1 protein-coding gene is annotated in these 18,619 nt (G+C 72.5%); it reads left to right on the top strand.

Annotation, left to right across the window (positions count from 1 at the left end):
• Positions 1 to 17 precede the first annotated feature (17 nt).
• Positions 18 to 18,619 (top strand): non-ribosomal peptide synthase/polyketide synthase (locus tag AB0472_RS45455; protein WP_366365530.1); only part of this gene is annotated, 18,602 nt, incomplete at its 3' end.

Raw genomic sequence — 18,619 nt, 5'->3', positions numbered from 1 at the left:
CGGGGGCGTGGGGGTCGTTGCGGCGGGTGGTGTGTTCGGGTGAGGCGTTGTCGGGGGTGTCGGCGGAGCGGTTCGCGCGGGTGTGTGGTGCGGAGTTGCACAATTTGTATGGGCCGACGGAGGTGTCGGTGGATGCGACGGGGTGGGTGTTCGGGGGTGGGGTGGGTCCGGTTCCGATTGGGGTGCCGGTGTGGAATACGCGGGTGTTTGTGTTGGATGGGTGGTTGCGGCCGGTGGTGCCTGGTGTGGTGGGGGAGTTGTTTCTTGCGGGTGTGGGGTTGGCGCGGGGGTATCTCGGTCGTGGGGGGTTGACGGCGGAGCGGTTTGTGGCGTGTCCGTTCGGGGGTCCGGGTGAGCGGATGTATCGGACGGGGGATCTGGTTCGTTGGACGTCGGAGGGGCAGTTGGTGTTCGTGGGGCGTGCGGATGATCAGGTGAAGATCCGCGGCTTCCGCATCGAACCCGGCGAGGTGGAGACCGCCTTGGTCGCGCATCCCGGTGTCGCCCAGGCGGTGGTGGCCGTCCGCGAGGATGTGCCTGGTGACAGGCGCCTGGTCGCCTACGTCGTGATCGACGGTGACGGTGAGGCGCCCGACAGCCTGCCCGGTGAGCTGCGTGTGCATGTGGGTCGTCGGCTGCCGGAGCACATGGTGCCGTCGGCGGTGGTGGTGCTGGACGTGTTGCCGTTGACGGTGAACGGGAAGGTGGACCGGGCGGCGCTTCCGGTGCCGGAGTATGCGGGGGCCGGTGGTGGGCGGGGGCCTGTCACGGTGGCCGAGGAGATCGTGTGTGAAGTGTTCGCCGAGGTGCTGGGTCTGGCGCGGGTGGGGGTGGAGGACAACTTCTTCGAGTTGGGCGGGCATTCGCTGCTGGCGGTGTCGTTGGCGTCGAGGTTGCGTGAGCGTGGGCTGAACGTATCGGTGCGGGCGTTGTTCGAGTCGCCGACGCCCGCGGGGCTGGCCGCGGCCGGTGACGCCGGTGGAGTGGTGGTGGTGCCGCCGAACGGTATTCCGGACGGCGCGACGCTGATCACGCCGGAGATGCTGCCGCTGGTGGATCTGACCCCGGCGCAGATCGAGGTGGTGTGTGCGTCGGTCGAGGGCGGGGCCGCGAACGTGGCGGACGTGTATCCCCTGGCCCCCTTGCAGGAGGGCATCTTCTTCCACCACCTGCTGGCTGAGCCGGGCCAGGCGGATGCCTACCTCATGTCGGTGGTGTTGGGCTTCGACGACCGCGCACGCCTGGACGGATTCCTGTCGGCGTTGCAGCAGGTCGTGGACCGGCATGACATCTATCGCACCGGTGTGGTGTGGGAGGGGCTGCCCGAGCCGGTGCAGGTGGTGTGGCGCCGCACGGTCCTCCCGGTCACCGAGGTCGTCCTGCCCGGGACCGGCGATCCCGCCGAGGAACTGTTGACGGCGGCCGGCTCATGGATGGACGTACGACGGCCGTCACTGCTGCGGGTGCACAGGGCGGAGGACCGGGGGAGCGGTCGGTGGGTGGCGCTGCTGCAGGTGCATCACCTGGTGCAGGACCACACAGGTCTGGAGGTGATGCTCGGAGAGGTCGCGGCCTTCACGGCGGGGCACGGCGACCAGCTGCCGCCGCCGCTGCCGTTCCGTCACTTCGTCGCCCAGGCCCGGTTCGGCGTGTCCCGCCAGGAGCAGGAGGCGTACTTCGCACGTCTGCTCGGCGATGTGACGGAGCCGACGCTGCCGTTCGGCCTGACCGATGCCCATGGCGACGGCACCGACGTGCGGTCGGAACGGTTGACGGTGGACGACCGGCTGGCGGAACAGGTGCGGGAGCAGGCACGTGAGCTGGGCGTGAGCCCGGCGACGCTGTTCCACGTGGCCTGGGCGCGCGTGCTCGCGACATTGTCGGGCCGTTCGGACGTGGTGTTCGGGACGGTCCTGCTGGGCCGGATGAGCGCCGGACCGGGCGCCCTGCGGATCCCGGGCCCGTTCATCAACACGCTTCCGGTGCGGGTGGATGTCGCGGGCTCCGACGTGGTGGGTGCCGTGCGGGCGGTGCAGAGGCAACTGGCCGGCCTGCTGGTGCACGAGCACGCTCCGCTGGCCGTGGCCCAGCAGGTGAGCGGTGTCCCCGCCTCGGCTCCACTCTTCAGCTCCGTGTTCAACTACCGGCACGGCGCGCGGTCCGAGGGGGCCGAAGGCGGGCCGGTCGGGGTCGAAGGCGTCGAGTTGCTGTTCGCGAGGGAGCGGACCAACTATCCGCTGGCGGTCGCCGTGGACGACCTCGGGGCCGGGTTCGTGTTGGCAGTCGACGCGGCGGCTCCGGCGGACGCCGGGCTGGTGTGCCGGCTGTTGCACACGGCGGTGGCCGAGCTGATCGCGGCGGTCGACGCCGCTCCGGGCACCGCGCTGGCCGGTCTCGACGTACTTCCCCGGTCCGTTCGTGACCAGGTTCTGGACGGTTGGAACGACACGGGCGCGGTGCTGCCGGGGGTGACGTTCCCGGAGTTGTTCGAGGCACAGGTGGCGCGTACCCCCGATGCGGTGGCGGTGGAGTGCGCGGACGAGTGTCTGACGTACGCGGAACTGGCGGACCGGGTGGCGGGGTTGGCGCGGCTGCTGGCCGATCGGGGGGTGCGGGCCGAGTCGGTGGCGGCGGTCGTGCTGGAGCGGTCGGTGGATGTGGTGGTGGCCCTGCTGGCGGTGTGGAAGGCCGGCGGCGCCTATGTGTTCGTCGATCCGTCGTATCCGCCGGAGCGGGTGGCGCTGACGCTGGCGGACGCGGAGCCGGTGTGCGTGGTCACCACCCGGGCTCTGGCCGGCGGGTTGCCCGCGGGGGCCGCGATCCCGGTGGTCGCGATGGACGACCCGACCGCGCCGTCGGGGTCGGCGGGGGTGGAGGCCGGGACGTGCGGCGGGCCTGCCCCTCTGGCCGCGCGGGCCGCCTACGTGATGTACACGTCGGGGTCGACCGGCCGCCCGAAGGGCGTGGTGGTGTCGCAGGGCGCGCTGGTGAACCTGGTGGCCGGACTGGGCCCGGTCCTGGGGGCCGGACCGGGGGACGGAGTCCTGCAGTTCGCGTCGTTCGGGTTCGACGGCTCCGTCCTGGACGTGGCGGTGACGCTGGCGTCGGGCGCCCGGCTGGTCGTGGCCACGGCGGACGAGCGGGCGGATGCCGGGCTGCTGGCCGGGCTGATTGTCCGCTCGGAGGTGACGGCGGCAAGTGTGGTGCCGTCACTGCTGGCCGTGGTCGATCCGACGGCGGTGCCGGGACTGTCGCGGGTCCTCGTGGGCGGCGAACTGCTGACCGCCGAGCTCGCACGGGGATGGGCCGACGGCCGGACGCTGGTGAACACGTACGGGCCGACCGAGGCGACCGTGATGGTGACCACCACCGGCCCGGTGGACCCCGCTGTCGCCACGGCGCCTCCGGTGGGCGGGCCGGTGGCGAACACCCGCATCCATGTGCTGGACCGGTGGTTGCGGCCGGTGCCGCCCGGGGTGGCGGGTGAGTTGTACGTGGCCGGGGCCCAACTGGCGCGTGGGTACCGGGGTCGTGGGGGGTTGACGGCGGAGCGGTTCGTGGCGTGTCCGTTCGGGGTGCCGGGTGAGCGGATGTACCGGACCGGGGACGTGGCCCGCTGGACGGCCGATGGCCAGGTCGTCTTCGTGGGCCGGGCCGACGATCAGGTGAAGCTGCGGGGCTTCCGGATCGAGCCGGGTGAGGTCGAGGCCGCTCTGACGGCGCATCCGGCGGTCGCCCGGGCGGTGGTGACGGTCCGGGAGGACGTCCCCGGTGACAGGCGCCTGGTCGCTTACGTCGTACCTGACGGTGGCGGTGTTGCGGTGGACGCGCTGTCCGCTGAGCTGCGTGTGCATGTGGGTCGTCGGCTGCCGGAGTACATGGTGCCGTCGGCGGTGGTGGTGCTGGACGTGTTGCCGTTGACGGTGAACGGGAAGGTGGACCGGGCGGCGTTGCCGGTGCCGGAGTATGCGGGGGCCGGTGGTGGGCGGGGACCTGCGACGGTGGCCGAGGAGATCGTGTGTGAGGCCTTCGCCGAGGTGCTGGGCCTGGCGCGGGTGGGGGTGGAGGACAACTTCTTCGAGTTGGGCGGGCATTCGCTGCTGGCGGTGTCGTTGGCGTCGCGGTTGCGTGAGCGTGGGCTGGGTGTGTCGGTGCGGGCGTTGTTCGAGTCGCCGACGCCTGCGGGGGTGGCCGCGGCCGGTGATGCCGGTGGAGTGGTGGTGGTGCCGCCGAACGGTATTCCGGACGGCGCGACGCTGATCACGCCGGAGATGCTGCCGCTGGTGGATCTGACCCCGGCGCAGATCGAGGTGGTGTGTGCGTCGGTCGAGGGCGGTGCCGCGAACGTCGCGGACGTGTACCCCTTGGCCCCCTTGCAGGAGGGCATCTTCTTCCACCACCTGCTCAGCGGGCCGGGCGAGGCCGATGTCTATCTGGTGCCGATGGTGCTGGGCTTCGACGATCGCGCTCGCCTGGACGGGTTCCTGTCGGCGTTGCAGCAGGTCGTGGACCGGCACGACGTTCACCGCACCGGTGTGGTGTGGGAGGGGCTGCCCGAGCCGGTGCAGGTGGTGTGGCGCCACGCGGTGGTCCCGGTGACCGAGGTGACGCTCTCCCGCAACGGCGACCGGGTGGCCGAGCTGTTGTCGGCGGCGGGCGAGTGGATGGATGTGCGGCGCGCGCCGTTGGTACGGGTGCACGTGGCGGCGGAGCCGGACAGCGACCGGTGGCTCGCCCTGGTGCAGGCGCACCACATGGTGCAGGACCACACCGCGCTGGACGTGGTGCTGGGTGAGGTGGCCGCGCTGATGGCGGGGCGTGGGCAGGAGTTGCCCGCGCCGGTGCCGTTCCGTGACTTCGTCGCGCAGGCCCGGCTGGGTGTCTCGCGTACGGAGCACGAGGCGTACTTCGCGGGGTTGCTGGGTGATGTCACGGAGCCGACGCTGCCGTTCGGTCTCTCGGACACCCGCGGTGACGGCAGCGGCGTGCGGCGGACACGGCTACCGGTCGACGACGCACTCGCGCGCCGGGTCCGGGACCAGGCACGCCGGCTGGGCGTGAGCCCCGCGACGCTCTTCCACGTCGCCTGGGCGCGGGTGCTGGCGACGGTGGCGGGACAACCGGACGTGGTGTTCGGGACGGTCCTGCTGGGCCGGATGAGCGCCGGACCGGGCGCCCTGCGGATCCCCGGCCCCTTCATGAACACCCTGCCGGTACGGGTGGACGTCGCCGGCTCGGACGCGGTGGGCGCCGTAAGGGCGGTACAGGCGCAGCTGGCCGGCCTGCTCGTGCACGAGCACGCTCCGCTGGCCCTGGCCCAGAAGGCCAGCGGCGTCCCCGCCTCCGCCCCCCTGTTCACCTCCCTCCTGAACTACCGCCACAGCCGGCACACGGACGGACGGCACGGCGACGGCGACCGGTTCGCGTGGGACGGCGTCACGACGGTCTACGGGAGAGGAGGCACCAACTACCCGCTGAGCGTGGCCGTGGACGACACGGAGACCGGGTTCGAGCTGACGGTCGACGCTCTCGAACCCGGAGACGCGGGGTCGGTGTGCGGGCTGCTGCACACGGCCGTCGAGAGCCTCGTCGAGGCGTTGGACGACGATTCCCGCAGCTCGCTGCACGCACTTGAGGTGGTGCCGCAGGACACGCGGGCGCGGATGGTCGAGGGCTGGAACGACACGGGCGTGATGGACGTTCCGGACGTCGTCCCGGTGCGGTTCGGCGCGCAGGCGGCACGCACGCCGGACGCGGTGGCCGTGGCGGACGCGTGGCAGGAGGTGACGTATCGGGAGCTGGACGATCGCGCGTCACGTCTTGCCGGGGCGCTGGTGGCGCGCGGGGTGGGGCCGGAGTCGGTGGTGGGGGTGATGGTCGAGCGGTCGGCGGACGTGGTGGTGGCGCTGCTGGCGGTGTGGAAGGCGGGCGGTGCCTATGTGCCCATCGACCCGGAGTACCCGGTGGAGCGTGTGGAGTCGATGCTGGCGGACGCCCGGCCGGTGTGTGTGGTGGTGAGCGGTGCGTCGGCGGGCCGGTTGCCGGACGGGCTCGGCGTGGTGGTGAACGGTGCGGAGGTGGCCGCGCAGCCCGCAGCGGCGGTCGAGCCGGTGGTGCCGGGGCCGGAGCACGCGGCGTATGTGATGTACACCTCGGGGTCGACGGGACGGCCGAAGGGCGTCGTGATCACGCACGGGGCGCTGGCGGCCTATGTGGCGTGGTGTGCCGAGACGTATCCCGGTGTGCGCGAGAGCACCCTGCTGCACGCGTCGGTCTCGTTCGACCTGGGCGTGACAGGCCTGTACCCCGCTCTGGTCAGCGGTGGCCGTGTGTATGTGGCCGCCCTGGACGAGGGACTGCCCGCCGTGCTGCGCGGCCGGCGGACGGCGTTCCTGAAGGTCACCCCCAGCCACCTGCCGCTGCTGGAGACGCTGCCCGAGGAGTGTGCGCCGACCGGGCAGCTGATGGTGGGGGGCGAGGCGCTCGACTGGGACCAGGTACGGCGGTGGCGCGAACAACACCCGGGCGCGGCCGTGGTGAACCACTACGGGCCGACGGAGGGCACCGTCGGCAGCGCGCACTACCCTATCGACCCGGCGGAGCTGGGCGAGGGAGCGGTCCCGATCGGCCGCCCGTTCGCGACCACCAGGACATATGTGCTGGACCGGTGGTTGCGGCCGGTGCCGCCCGGGGTGGCGGGTGAGTTGTACGTGGCCGGGGCCCAACTGGCGCGTGGGTACCGGGGTCGTGCGGGGTTGACGGCGGAGCGGTTCGTGGCGTGTCCGTTCGGGGCGCCGGGTGAGCGGATGTACCGGACCGGGGACGTGGCCCGCTGGACCCGGGACGGTCGGCTCGTCTTCGTCGGCCGCGCCGACGATCAGGTGAAGCTGCGGGGCTTCCGGATCGAGCCGGGTGAGGTCGAGGCCGCTCTGACGGCGCATCCGGCGGTCGCCCGGGCGGTGGTGACGGTCCGGGAGGACGTCCCCGGTGACAGGCGCCTGGTCGCCCACGTGGTGATCGACGGTGACGGTGTTGCGATGGACGGCCTGCCCGGTGAGCTGCGTGCGCATGTCGGCCGGCGGTTGCCGGTCCACATGGTGCCCGCGGCCGTCGTGGTGCTGGACGCGCTGCCGCTGACGGTGAACGGCAAGGTGGACCGGATGGCGCTGCCCGCGCCGGAGTACGGCTCGGCGGGAACCGGCCGGGGCCCGGCCACCGTGCTGGAAGAGACCGTGTGCGGGGTGTTCGCCGAGGTGCTGGGTCTGGTGCGGGTGGGGGTGGAGGACAACTTCTTCGAGTTGGGCGGGCATTCGCTGCTGGCGGTGTCGTTGGCGTCGCGGTTGCGTGAGCGTGGGCTGAACGTATCGGTGCGGGCGTTGTTCGAGTCGCCGACGCCCGCGGGGCTGGCCGCGGCCGGTGACGCCGGTGGAGTGGTGGTGGTGCCGCCGAACGGTATTCCGGACGGCGCGACGCTGATCACCCCGGAGATGCTGCCGCTGGTGGATCTGACCCCGGCGCAGATCGAGGTGGTGTGCGCGTCGGTCGAGGGCGGGGCCGCGAACGTCGCGGACGTGTACCCCCTGGCCCCCTTGCAGGAGGGCATCTTCTTCCACCACCTGCTCGCCGGACCGGAGGACGCCGATCCGTATCTGCTCTCCCTCACCCTGGGCTTCGACGATCGCGCACGCCTGGACGGGTTCCTGTCGGCCCTGCAGCAGGTCGTGGACCGCTACGACATCTACCGCACCGGTGTGGTGTGGGAGGGGCTGCCCGAGCCGGTGCAGGTGGTGTGGCGCCACGCGGCGATTCCGGTGACCGAGGTGACGCTCTCCCCGGACGCGGACCCCGCGGTCCAGCTGCCGGCGACGGCCGGGCGGTGGATGGACGTGCGCCGGGCGCCGCTGGTAGGGGTACGGGTGGCGGCGGAGCCGGGCACCGACCGGTGGCTCGCCCTGGTCCAGGTGCACCACCTGCTGCGGGACCACACCGGGTCGGACGTGGTGCTGGGTGAGGTGGCCGCGCTGATGGCGGGGCGTGGGCAGGAGTTGCCCGCGCCGGTGCCGTTCCGTGACTTCGTCGCGCAGGCCCGGCTGGGTGTCTCGCGTACGGAGCACGAGGCGTACTTCGCGGGGTTGCTGGGTGATGTCACGGAGCCGACGCTGCCGTTCGGTCTCTCGGACACCCGCGGTGACGGCAGCGGCGTGCGGCGGACACGGCGGCCGGTCGACGACGCTCTCGCGCGCCGGGTCCGGGACCAGGCACGCCGGCTGGGCGTGAGCCCCGCGACGCTCTTCCACGTCGCCTGGGCGCGGGTGCTGGCCACCCTGTCGGGCCGTTTGGACGTGGTGTTCGGGACCGTCCTGCTGGGCCGGATGAGCGCGGGAGCCGGTGCCGAACGGACCCCCGGCCCCTTCATGAACACCCTGCCGGTACGGGTGGACCTCACGGACGTGGACGTGCTGGGCGCCGTACGGGCCATGCAGGCACAGCTGGCCGGCCTGCTCGTGCACGAACACACCCCGCTGGCCCTCGCCCAGAACGCCGGCGGCGTCCCGGGGTCGCTCCCCCTGTTCACCGCCCTCTTCAACTACCGCCACGTCAGCCACGAGCCCGTGGACGGATCGCAGCCTGGCGACCTGACGGGCATGAGGGTGCTGTCCACCGAGGACCGTACGAACTATCCGCTGGCGGTCTCGGTCGACGACTCCGGCACCGGCTTCGCCCTGACGGCCGGTGTGGTCGCTCCGGGAGACGCTGAGCAGGTCTGCGAGCTGGTGCAGACGGCCGTCGAGGGCCTGCTCGGGGCGCTGGAGGAGCAGCCCCACGCGCCCCTGCGTGCGGTCGAGGTGCTGCCGCCGCACGGGCGTGAGCAGCTGCTGGCCCTCGGGAACGGCGCCACGCGGGCGATGCCCGCGCTGACGGTGCCGGAACTCTTCGAGCGGCAGGCGGCGCGTACCCCGGAGGCACCCGCGGTGATCTGCGGGGACGAGGAGATCAGTTACGCCCGGCTCGACGAGCGGGCGGCACGGCTGGCCGCGGTGCTGACGCGCCGGGGCGTCGGCCCGGAGTCCGTGGTCGCGTTGGCGATGGACCGCTCCACCGACCTGATCGTGGCGTTGCTGGCGGTACTCAAGGCCGGCGGTGCCTACCTGCCGATCGACCTCGCGTACCCGGCACAACGCGTCGCCTTCATGCTCGCCGACGCCCGGCCGGTGTGCGTGATCACGGACGACCCTCTGCCCGAGGTGCTGCAGGGCGAACTCGGCCTGCCCATGCTCACGGTGGACGGCCACGCCGTCACGGACCCGCCCCTGCCGGCCGACGCGGACGCGTCCGAAGGGCGTCGCCCGCTGCTTCCCGTCCACCCCATGTACGTGATGTACACCTCGGGTTCGACCGGCACCCCCAAGGGGGTGATGGTCACCCATCAGGCGGTGGTCAATCATCTGCTGGCCCGCGTCGAGGAGTTCGGCTGGGGGGCGTCGGACCGGTTCATGCTCACCGCACCGATGGGCTTCGACCCCTCGGTCTGGCAGATGTTCTGCCCCCTGGTCAGCGGCGGAAGCTTCGTGATCGCGCCCGCCGGCAGCGCGGCCGACCCCGGGTACCTGATCGAGCTGGCACGACGGCACCGCGTGACGGTGCTGCACCTGATCGCCTCCGCGCTGACCGGCGTGCTGGACGAACCGACGGTGACCGGTCTGTCCGGCCTGCGGCAGGTGGCCAGCGGCGGCGAGGGAGTCCCCGGTGCCCTCCGGGACCGGGTCCGCACCCTGTTCCCGCGCGCCGACCTGGTCCAGGGATACGGACCCGCGGAGGCCTGCATCGCGGTGACCTGGCACCGGTGCACCGACGACCCGGACGCGGTACCGCCGATCGGCGCCCCGATCGCCAACTCCCGGCTCCACGTCCTGGACGACTCCCTGCGGCCGGTGCCCGCGGGGGTGGCCGGGGAGCTGTACATCGCGGGACTCCCGCTCGCGCGCGGCTACGTCGGGCGCACCGGGCCGACCGCGGAGCGGTTCGTGGCATGCCCGTTCGGCGGGCCGGGCGAACGCATGTACCGCACCGGCGACCTGGTGCGGTGGCGGGCCGACGGCGTGCTCGTGTTCATGGGACGGGCGGACGAGCAACTGAAGATCCACGGGTTCCGGATCGAGCCCGGTGAGGTCGAGGCCGCCCTCGCCGGTCACCCCGGCGTGGCCCGGGCCGCCGTCGTCGCCCGCGAGGACACCCCCGGAGACAAACGCCTCGTCGCCTACGTGGTGCCGGTCGGCGCGGCCACCGAGAACCTGGCGCGCGAACTGCGCACCCGTACCGCCGGGCAACTGCCGGAGTACATGGTGCCGTCCGCGGTGGTCGTGCTGGACGAGCTGCCGTTGTCGGCGAACGGGAAGGTGGACCGTGCCGCGCTGCCCGCGCCGCACTACACGGCGGACGGCCCCGGGCGGCGACCGGTGACGCTCGCCGAAGAGCTCATGTGCGGTGTCTTCGCCACGGTGCTGGACCTGGAGCAGGTCTCTCCGGAGCAGAGCTTCTTCGAACTGGGCGGCCACTCGCTGCTGGCGATGCGGCTGCTGTCCCGGGTCCGTTCCGTCTTCGGGGCCGAACTCGGCGTACGGGCCCTGTTCGAGACGCCCACCCCGGCCGGCCTGGCGGCACGCGTCGCGGCAGCGGGTCCGGCCCGGGCCGCTCTGGCGCGCCAGGAGCGGCCCGAGCGGATGCCGCTGTCGTACGCACAGCGCCGGTTGTGGTTCCTGGCCCAGCTGGAGGGCCCGAGCCCTACCTACAACATGTCCGCGGCGCTGCGGCTGTCCGGGCCCGTGGACGTGTCCGCACTCAGGTCGGCGCTGCGGGACGTGCTCGCACGGCACGAGGTGCTGCGGACGGTGTTCCCCGCGCACGACGGTGAACCGTACCAGCGGGTGCTGGACACGACGGAGACCGGGGAGGTACTGCGGGTCGCACCCGCCGGCGAGGAGCAGGTCACGGAGCTGGTGGCCGCCGAGAGCCGCCACGGGTTCGACCTGGCGCGGGAGATCCCCGTACGGACGCTGCTGATCACCACCGGCCCGGACTCCGCGGTGCTGGTGGTGGTCTTCCACCACATCGCCGGCGACGGCTGGTCGATGGCGCCCCTCGCCCGGGACATCTCCCGCGCGTACGCCGCGCGCCGCGAAGGCCGGGCACCGCAGTGGGAGCCGCTGCCGGTGCAGTACGCCGACTACACCCTCTGGCAGCGGCGGCTGCTGGGGGAGGAGAACCGTCCGGACAGCCTGCTGACGTCCCAGGCCGGCCACTGGCGGCAGGCGCTGGCCGGCGCCCCGCAGGAACTGGCACTGCCCGCGGACCGCACGCGCCCCGCGGAAGCCGGCTACCGGGGACACACGGTACGAGCGGACGTCCCGGCGGACGTCCACGCCGAACTCGCCGCGCTGGCCCGCGCCCAGGGTGTCACCCTGTTCATGGTGGCGCAGGCGGCCCTGGCCGTGCTGCTGTCCCGGCTGGGAGCAGGCGAGGACGTTCCGATCGGTACCGTGGTGGCCGGCCGCACCGACCAGGCCCTCGACGAACTCGTCGGCTTCTTCGTCAACACCCTGGTACTCCGCACCGACCTGCACGGCGACCCCACCTTCGCCGAGGTCCTGCGCCGGGTACGCGAACGCGATCTGCAGGCCTTCGAGAACCAGGACGTGCCGTTCGAACGGCTGGTGGAACTCGTCGCACCGCAGCGCTCCATGGCCCGCCACCCGCTGTTCCAGGTCATGCTCACCCTGCAGAACAACGATCCCGCGGTCCTCGAGCTGCCCGGCGTCCGAACGGAAGCACACTCCGGCGCGCCCCAGTCGGCCAAGTTCGACCTCGACATATCGATGACCGAGCTCCTCCAGGACGGCCGGCCGGCGGGCATCCGGACCTCGGTGGTCGCCACGGCGGACCTGTTCGACGCGGACACCGTCGAGGCGATCGCCCACCGCCTGACCCGCGTGCTGACGGCGGTCGCCGCGGACCCGGAGGTACGGCTCCACGACATCGACGTGCTGTCCGAGGACGAGCGGGCCCGGCTCCTCCCGGAACCCGCGACGAGCTCCGTCGTGCCGCCGGCCCCGCCCGTCACCTTGCCCGCGATGTTCGAGGAGCAGGCGGCACGGACACCGCACGCCGTGGCGTTGACCAGCGGTGATCAGCACCTGACCTACGGAGAGCTGAACGGCCGGGCGAACCGGCTGGCCCGGCTCCTGGTCCGGCACGGAGTGGGCCCGGAGACGGTGGTGGCCCTGCTGATGGACCGCTCCACCGACCTGGTGGTGGCGTTGCTGGCCGTACTGAAGGCCGGCGGCGCCTACGTGCCCGTGGACCCCGCCTACCCCGGGGACCGGATCGCCTTCGTGCTGACGGACGCGAAGCCGGCGTGTGTGCTGACCACCGAAGCCCTCGCGGACGTGCTGCCCGTGACACCCGCGGCCCCGGTACTGCTGCTGGACGGCCCGCAGACGACCTCGGACCTCGCCGCCCTGCCGACCGCGGACCTGAGCGGCCAGGACCGGCCGGTGCCGGTGACCGGCGCGCATCCGGCGTACGTGATCTACACGTCGGGCTCCACGGGCGCACCCAAGGGCGTCCTGGTGACCCATCACAACGTGGTGACACTGTTCGGTGCGCTGCGCGACCGGTTCGACTTCGGCACCGGCGACACCTGGTCCTGGTTCCACTCCTTCGCGTTCGACTTCTCCGTGTGGGAGATGTGGGGGGCACTGCTGCACGGCGGACGGATCGTGGTGGTTCCCTACCATGTGTCACGCTCCCCCGACGCGTTCCTCCGGCTGCTGGCCGAGGAGCGGGTGACGGTCCTGTCCCAGACCCCGTCCGCCTTCCACGAACTGATCCGGGCGGCAGGCTCCGACCGGCTGACCCAGGACGGGTCCGCGCTGCGCTGGGTCGTCCTCGGCGGAGAGCCCCTGGACAGCGAGCGCCTGGGGGAGTGGTGGCACCGGCGCCGGGAGGACGGCCCGGTCCTGGTGAACATGTACGGAATCACCGAGACGACGGTGCACGTCACCTTCGACGAGGTGCGCCCGCCCGCCCGCGGAGGCTCGCCGCGCGGCAGCGCGGTCGGGCAGGCGCTGCCGAGCCTGCGCGTCCACGTGCTGGACCGGTTCCTGCGCCCCGTCCCGCCCGGCGTCACCGGCGAGTTGTACGTGGCGGGCGGCCAGTTGGCGCGAGGATACGCCGGCCGTGCCGGGCTGACCGCGGAGCGGTTCGTGGCGTGCCCGTCCGGCGGACCGGGAGAGCGGATGTACCGCACCGGCGACCTGGGCCGGTGGACCGCCGACGGACGACTCCTGCACATGGGCCGCGCCGACGACCAGGTCAAGATCCGCGGCTTCCGGATCGAACCCGGCGAGATCGAGGCAACGCTGGCGGCGCACCCACAGGTCGCCCAGGTCACGGTGATCGCCCGCGAGGACACCCCCGGCGACCGCCGCCTGGTCGCCTATGCCGTGCCCGCCGACGGTGCCGCCGGTTCCGCGACCGCGACCCGGGACCTGCCGGCCGTCCTGCGCGGCCACGCCGCCCAGCGGCTGCCGGAGCACATGGTGCCCGCGGCCGTGGTCCTGCTCCCGGACGGACTGCCGCTGACGGTGAACGGCAAGGTCGACCGGACGGCCCTGCCCGCGCCGGAGTACACGGCCGGCGACGGCGGCCGCACGCCGGCCACGCCGCTGGAAGAGATCGTGTGCGGAGTGTTCGCGGAAGCCCTGGGCGTCGACCGGGTCGGCGTCGACGACGGGTTCTTCGAACGCGGCGGTCACTCACTGCTGGCGATGCGGCTGCTGTCGCGGATGCGGTCGGTCTTCGGGGTCGAACTGGGCGTGCGGGCCCTGTTCGAGACGCCCACCCCGGCCGGTCTGGCAGCGCGCATCGCGGGTGCCGGACCGGCCCGGGCGAGCCTGGCGCGCCGGGAGCGGCCCGAACGCATGCCGCTGTCCTACGCACAACGCCGGCTGTGGTTCCTCACCCAGCTGGAAGGCCCGAGCCCGACCTACAACCTTCCGGTGGTGCTCCGGCTGACGGGACGGATCGACGCCGCCGCGCTGGCAGCGGCGCTCGACGACCTCGTCACCCGGCACGAGGTGCTGCGCACCGTGTTCCCCGTCAGCGACGGGGAACCCTGGCAGCGCATCCTGGAACCGGACCGGAGCGGACGGGTGCTGCGGGTCGCCGAGGCCACCACCGAAGCACAGACCGCCGCCCTGGTCACCGCCGAACTCCGGCACGGTTTCGACTTCTCCGCCGAAACACCCCTGCGGGCACTGCTCGTCGAGACCGGCCCGGACACGGGTGTCCTGGTCGTGGTCATCCACCATGTCGCCGGTGACGGCTGGTCGACGGACCTGCTCACCGAGGACCTGTCCACGGCGTACGCCGCGCGCCGCGAAGGCCGGGCACCGCAGTGGGAGCCGCTGCCCGTGCAGTACGCCGACTACACCCTGTGGCAACGCGAACTGCTCGGCGCCGAGGACACCCCCGGAACCCTCCAAGCCGCTCAGATCGACTACTGGCGGCAGGCCCTGGCCGGCGCCCCGCAGGAGCTGACCCTGCCCAGGGACCGGCCCCGGCCCGCCGTACCGTCGCACCGGGGACACACGGTCACCTTCGACGTCCCCCGCGCCGTCCACGAGCAACTGGCCGCCCTGGCCCGCGAACACGGTGTCACCTCGTTCATGGTGGTGCAGGCCGCTCTGTCGGTCCTGCTGTCCCGTCTGGGCGCGGGCGAGGACATCCCCATCGGCACCGCCGTGGCCGGCCGCACCGACCAGGCACTGGACCGGGTGGCCGGGTTCTTCGTCAACACCCTCGTGCTGCGCACCGACCTCACCGGCAACCCGGACTTCACCGAACTGCTGGCCCGGGTACGCGAGTACGGGCTGGCGGCCCTCGACCACCAGGACGTGCCGTTCGACCGGCTCGTCGAGGTACTCGCCCCGACCAGGATGCGGGCCCGTCATCCGCTCTTCCAGGTCATGCTGGCGGTCGAGAAGGACACCCCGCGGAGGACCGAGATCCCCGGCATCCGGGCGGAGACCCTGCCGCCCGAGGCCAAGCCGGCCAAGTTCGACCTCAGCATCACCGTCACCGAGACGTTCGACGACGACCGCCCCGCCGGCCTGCGCGGTTCACTGACGGTCGCGGCCGACATGTTCGACCGGGCGACCGCCGACACGATCGGAGCGCGGTTCGTCCGGGTACTGACCGGCGTCGCCGCCAGGCCGCGGGCGCGGCTCCGGCAGATCGACATCCTCACCGACGCCGAACGACAGCAGATTCTCGGCGGCTGGAACACCACCGCCGCCCCCACCTCGCTGCCCGCACTGTTCGGACAGCAGGCCGCACGCACACCGAACGCCGTCGCCGTGGTGTGCCGGGAGCAGAGCGTCACCTACGCGGAGCTGAACGCGCGGGCCAACCGGCTGGCCCGGGCCCTCACCCGCCACGGCGTGGGCCCCGAGACCGCGGTGGCCGTCGCCATGGACCGCTCCGTGGAACTCGTCGTGGCCGTCCTGGCGGTCTGGAAGACCGGCGGAGCACTGCTGCCGGTGGACCCCGGCTGGCCGGCGGCCCGTACGGCCATGGTCCTCGAAGACTGCGGCGCCCGCGTCGCCGTGGCGGACCCGGCCGCGGCCGACGGCACGTTCGGACGGGCCGCCACCGCCACCGGAACGGTGATCGTCCCGCCGGGGGCCGGCGACGACGAGGACCCCGCCGACCTGCCCGGCGGACGGCCGGCGGACCTGACCGCGTACGTGATGTACACGTCGGGGTCGACCGGCACCCCGAAGGGCGTCGTGGTCTCCCAGCGTGACCTCGTCGAACTGGTCACCGACCGGTGCTGGGGCGAACCGGCCCGCGTGCTGGCGCACGCGCCGTACGCGTTCGACGCCTCCGTCTACGAACTGTGGGTGCCCCTCACCAGCGGCGGCACCGTGGTCCTGGCCCCGTCCGGAGACGTCGACGGCCGCGTACTGCGCTCGCTGACCGAGGACCACGGACTCACCCACGTACATGTGACAGCGGGACTGATGCGGGTCCTGGCCGAGGAGGACCCCGGCTGCTTCACCGGCCTGCGGGAAGTCCTGAGCGGCGGGGACGTGGTGCCGCCCGCGGCCGTCGCCGCCGTCCTCGCGGCCTGTCCCGGCGTGGCGGTACGCCACCTCTACGGGCCGACCGAGACGACACTGTGCGCCACTCAGCACCTCGTCACGGACGCCGGAGCCCTCCACGACGTCCTGCCACTCGGCCGGCCGATGGACGACACCCGGATCTACCTCCTCGACGACGGCCTCGCACCCGTACCGCCCGGCGTGACCGGCGAGGTGTACGTGGCCGGGGCCGGACTCGCCCGCGGCTACCACGGCCGTTTCGGCACGACGGCCGAACGCTTCACAGCCTGCCCCTTCGGGACGCCCGGCGAGCGGATGTACCGCACCGGCGACCTCGCCCGCTGGACCCACGACGGCCGGCTCGTCTTCGCCGGACGGGCGGACGACCAGGTCAAGATCAGAGGATTCCGCATCGAGCCCGGCGAGGTCGAAACCGTCCTGGCAACCCACCCGAAGGTCGCCCAGGCCGTGGTGACCGCCCGCGAGGACACCCCCGGAGACAAGCGTCTCATCGCCTACGTCGTCCCCGACGGCGAACCGGGCGCGCACACCGATCTGCCGCGCGAACTGCGCACCTTCACCGGCGAACACCTCCCCGACCACATGGTGCCCGCCGCCGTCGTCGCACTGACCGAACTGCCCCTGACCGCCAACGGGAAGGTGGACCGCAACGCCCTGCCCGCCCCCGAATACCGGACCGACGGCGAGCACCGCGAGCCCGCCACGGAACAGGAACGCGTCCTGTGCGAGATCTTCGCCGATGTCCTGGGCGTCGAACACGTCGGCCCCGACGACGACTTCTTCGCACTCGGCGGACACTCCCTCCTGGTCACCCGGCTCGTGAACCGGATCCGCACCATGCTGGGCGTCGAAGCCGGCATCTGGCTGCTCTTCGAGGTCCCCACCCCCGCCAGGCTGGCGGCACGGATCACGGACGCCGCTCCGGCACGCACCGGCCTGACCCCCCGGGAGCGGCCCGAACGCATGCCGCTGTCGTTCGCGCAACGCCGGTTGTGGTTCCTGACCCAGCTGGAAGGCCCGAGCGCCACCTACAACATGCCCGTCGTGCTGCGCCTGAACGGGCCCCTGGACGTCGACGCGCTGCGAGCTGCACTCGGGGACGTCGTCACCCGGCACGAAGTGCTCCGCACGGTGTACCGGACCACGGAGGAAGAGCCGTACCAGCAGGTCCTGGACCCCGCCGGGACGGGTGCGGTGCTGCGGGTCGTCCACGCCGCCGAGGAGCAGGTGGCGGGTCTGGTGGCGGCCGAGGTCCACCACGTCTTCGATCTGACGGCCGAGACTCCACTGCGGGCACTGCTGGTCGAGACGGGCCCGGATGCGGATGCGGATGCGGACGCGCATGTGCTGGTGGTGGTGTTGCATCACATCGCGGGAGACGGCTGGTCGATGGGGCCGTTGGCCCGTGATCTCTCCCTGGCGTACGCGGCGCGGTGTGAGGGACGCGCGCCGGGCTGGGAGCCGTTGCCGGTCCAGTACGTGGACTATGCGTTGTGGCAGCGGGAGTTGCTCGGTGGCGAGGACGATCCTGGCAGCCTGCTGGCCGCCCAGGTGTCCTATTGGCGGGAGGCGCTGGCGGGCGCGCCGCAGGAGCTCGCCCTGCCGGTGGACCTGCCGCGTCCGGCGCTGGCGTCCCACCGCGGGCACGTGACGGCGCTCGACATACCGGCCGACGTGCACGTGCGGTTGGCCGCGTTGGCGCGTGAGCGGGGCGTGACACTGTTCATGGTGGTGCAGGCCGCGTTGGCGGTACTGCTGTCGCGGCTGGGCGCGGGAGAGGACATCCCCATCGGCACGGCAGTGGCCGGCCGGACCGACCAGGCGCTGGACGACCTCGTCGGATTCTTCGTCAACACCCTGGTGTGCCGAACCGATCTGACCGGCGACCCGACCTTCACGGACGTGCTGGACCGGGTGCGGGAGACCAGCCTGACGGCGCTCGACCACCAGGACGTCCCGTTCGAGCGACTCGTCGAGATCCTGGCCCCGAACCGCTCCCTGGCCCAGCACCCGCTCTTCCAGGTCATGCTCACCCTCCAGAACGCCGGTCCGGCCATGCTGGACGTACCGGGACTGAGCGTGCAGCAGATGCAGAGCGGGCTGGGGGCGGCGAAGTTCGACCTGGAAGTGACGTTGAGTGAGGTCACTGATGGTGCGGGTCGTCCGGTGGGGTTGCGGGGGTCGGTGATCGGTTCGGCGGATCTTTTCGAGGCGGGGACGGTCGGGTCGATCGCTGAGCGGTTGGTGCGGGTGTTGTCGGCGGTCGCGGGTGATCCGTTGGTGCGGGTGGCACACGTACCCGTGCTCACGGACGCGGAACGGCGGCGGGTGGTGGTGGACTGGAACGACACGGGTGTGGCGGTTGCGGATGTGTCGTGGCCGGTGTTGTTCGGGGAGTGGGTGGCTGCCGCTCCGGGTGCGGTGGCGGTGGTGTG

Source organism: Streptomyces sp. NPDC086777 (assembly GCF_040702065.1).
Lineage (GTDB): Bacteria > Actinomycetota > Actinomycetes > Streptomycetales > Streptomycetaceae > Streptomyces.
The sequence above is the reverse complement of the archived record's forward strand: the minus strand, read 5'-3'. Positions and strand labels throughout refer to the sequence as shown.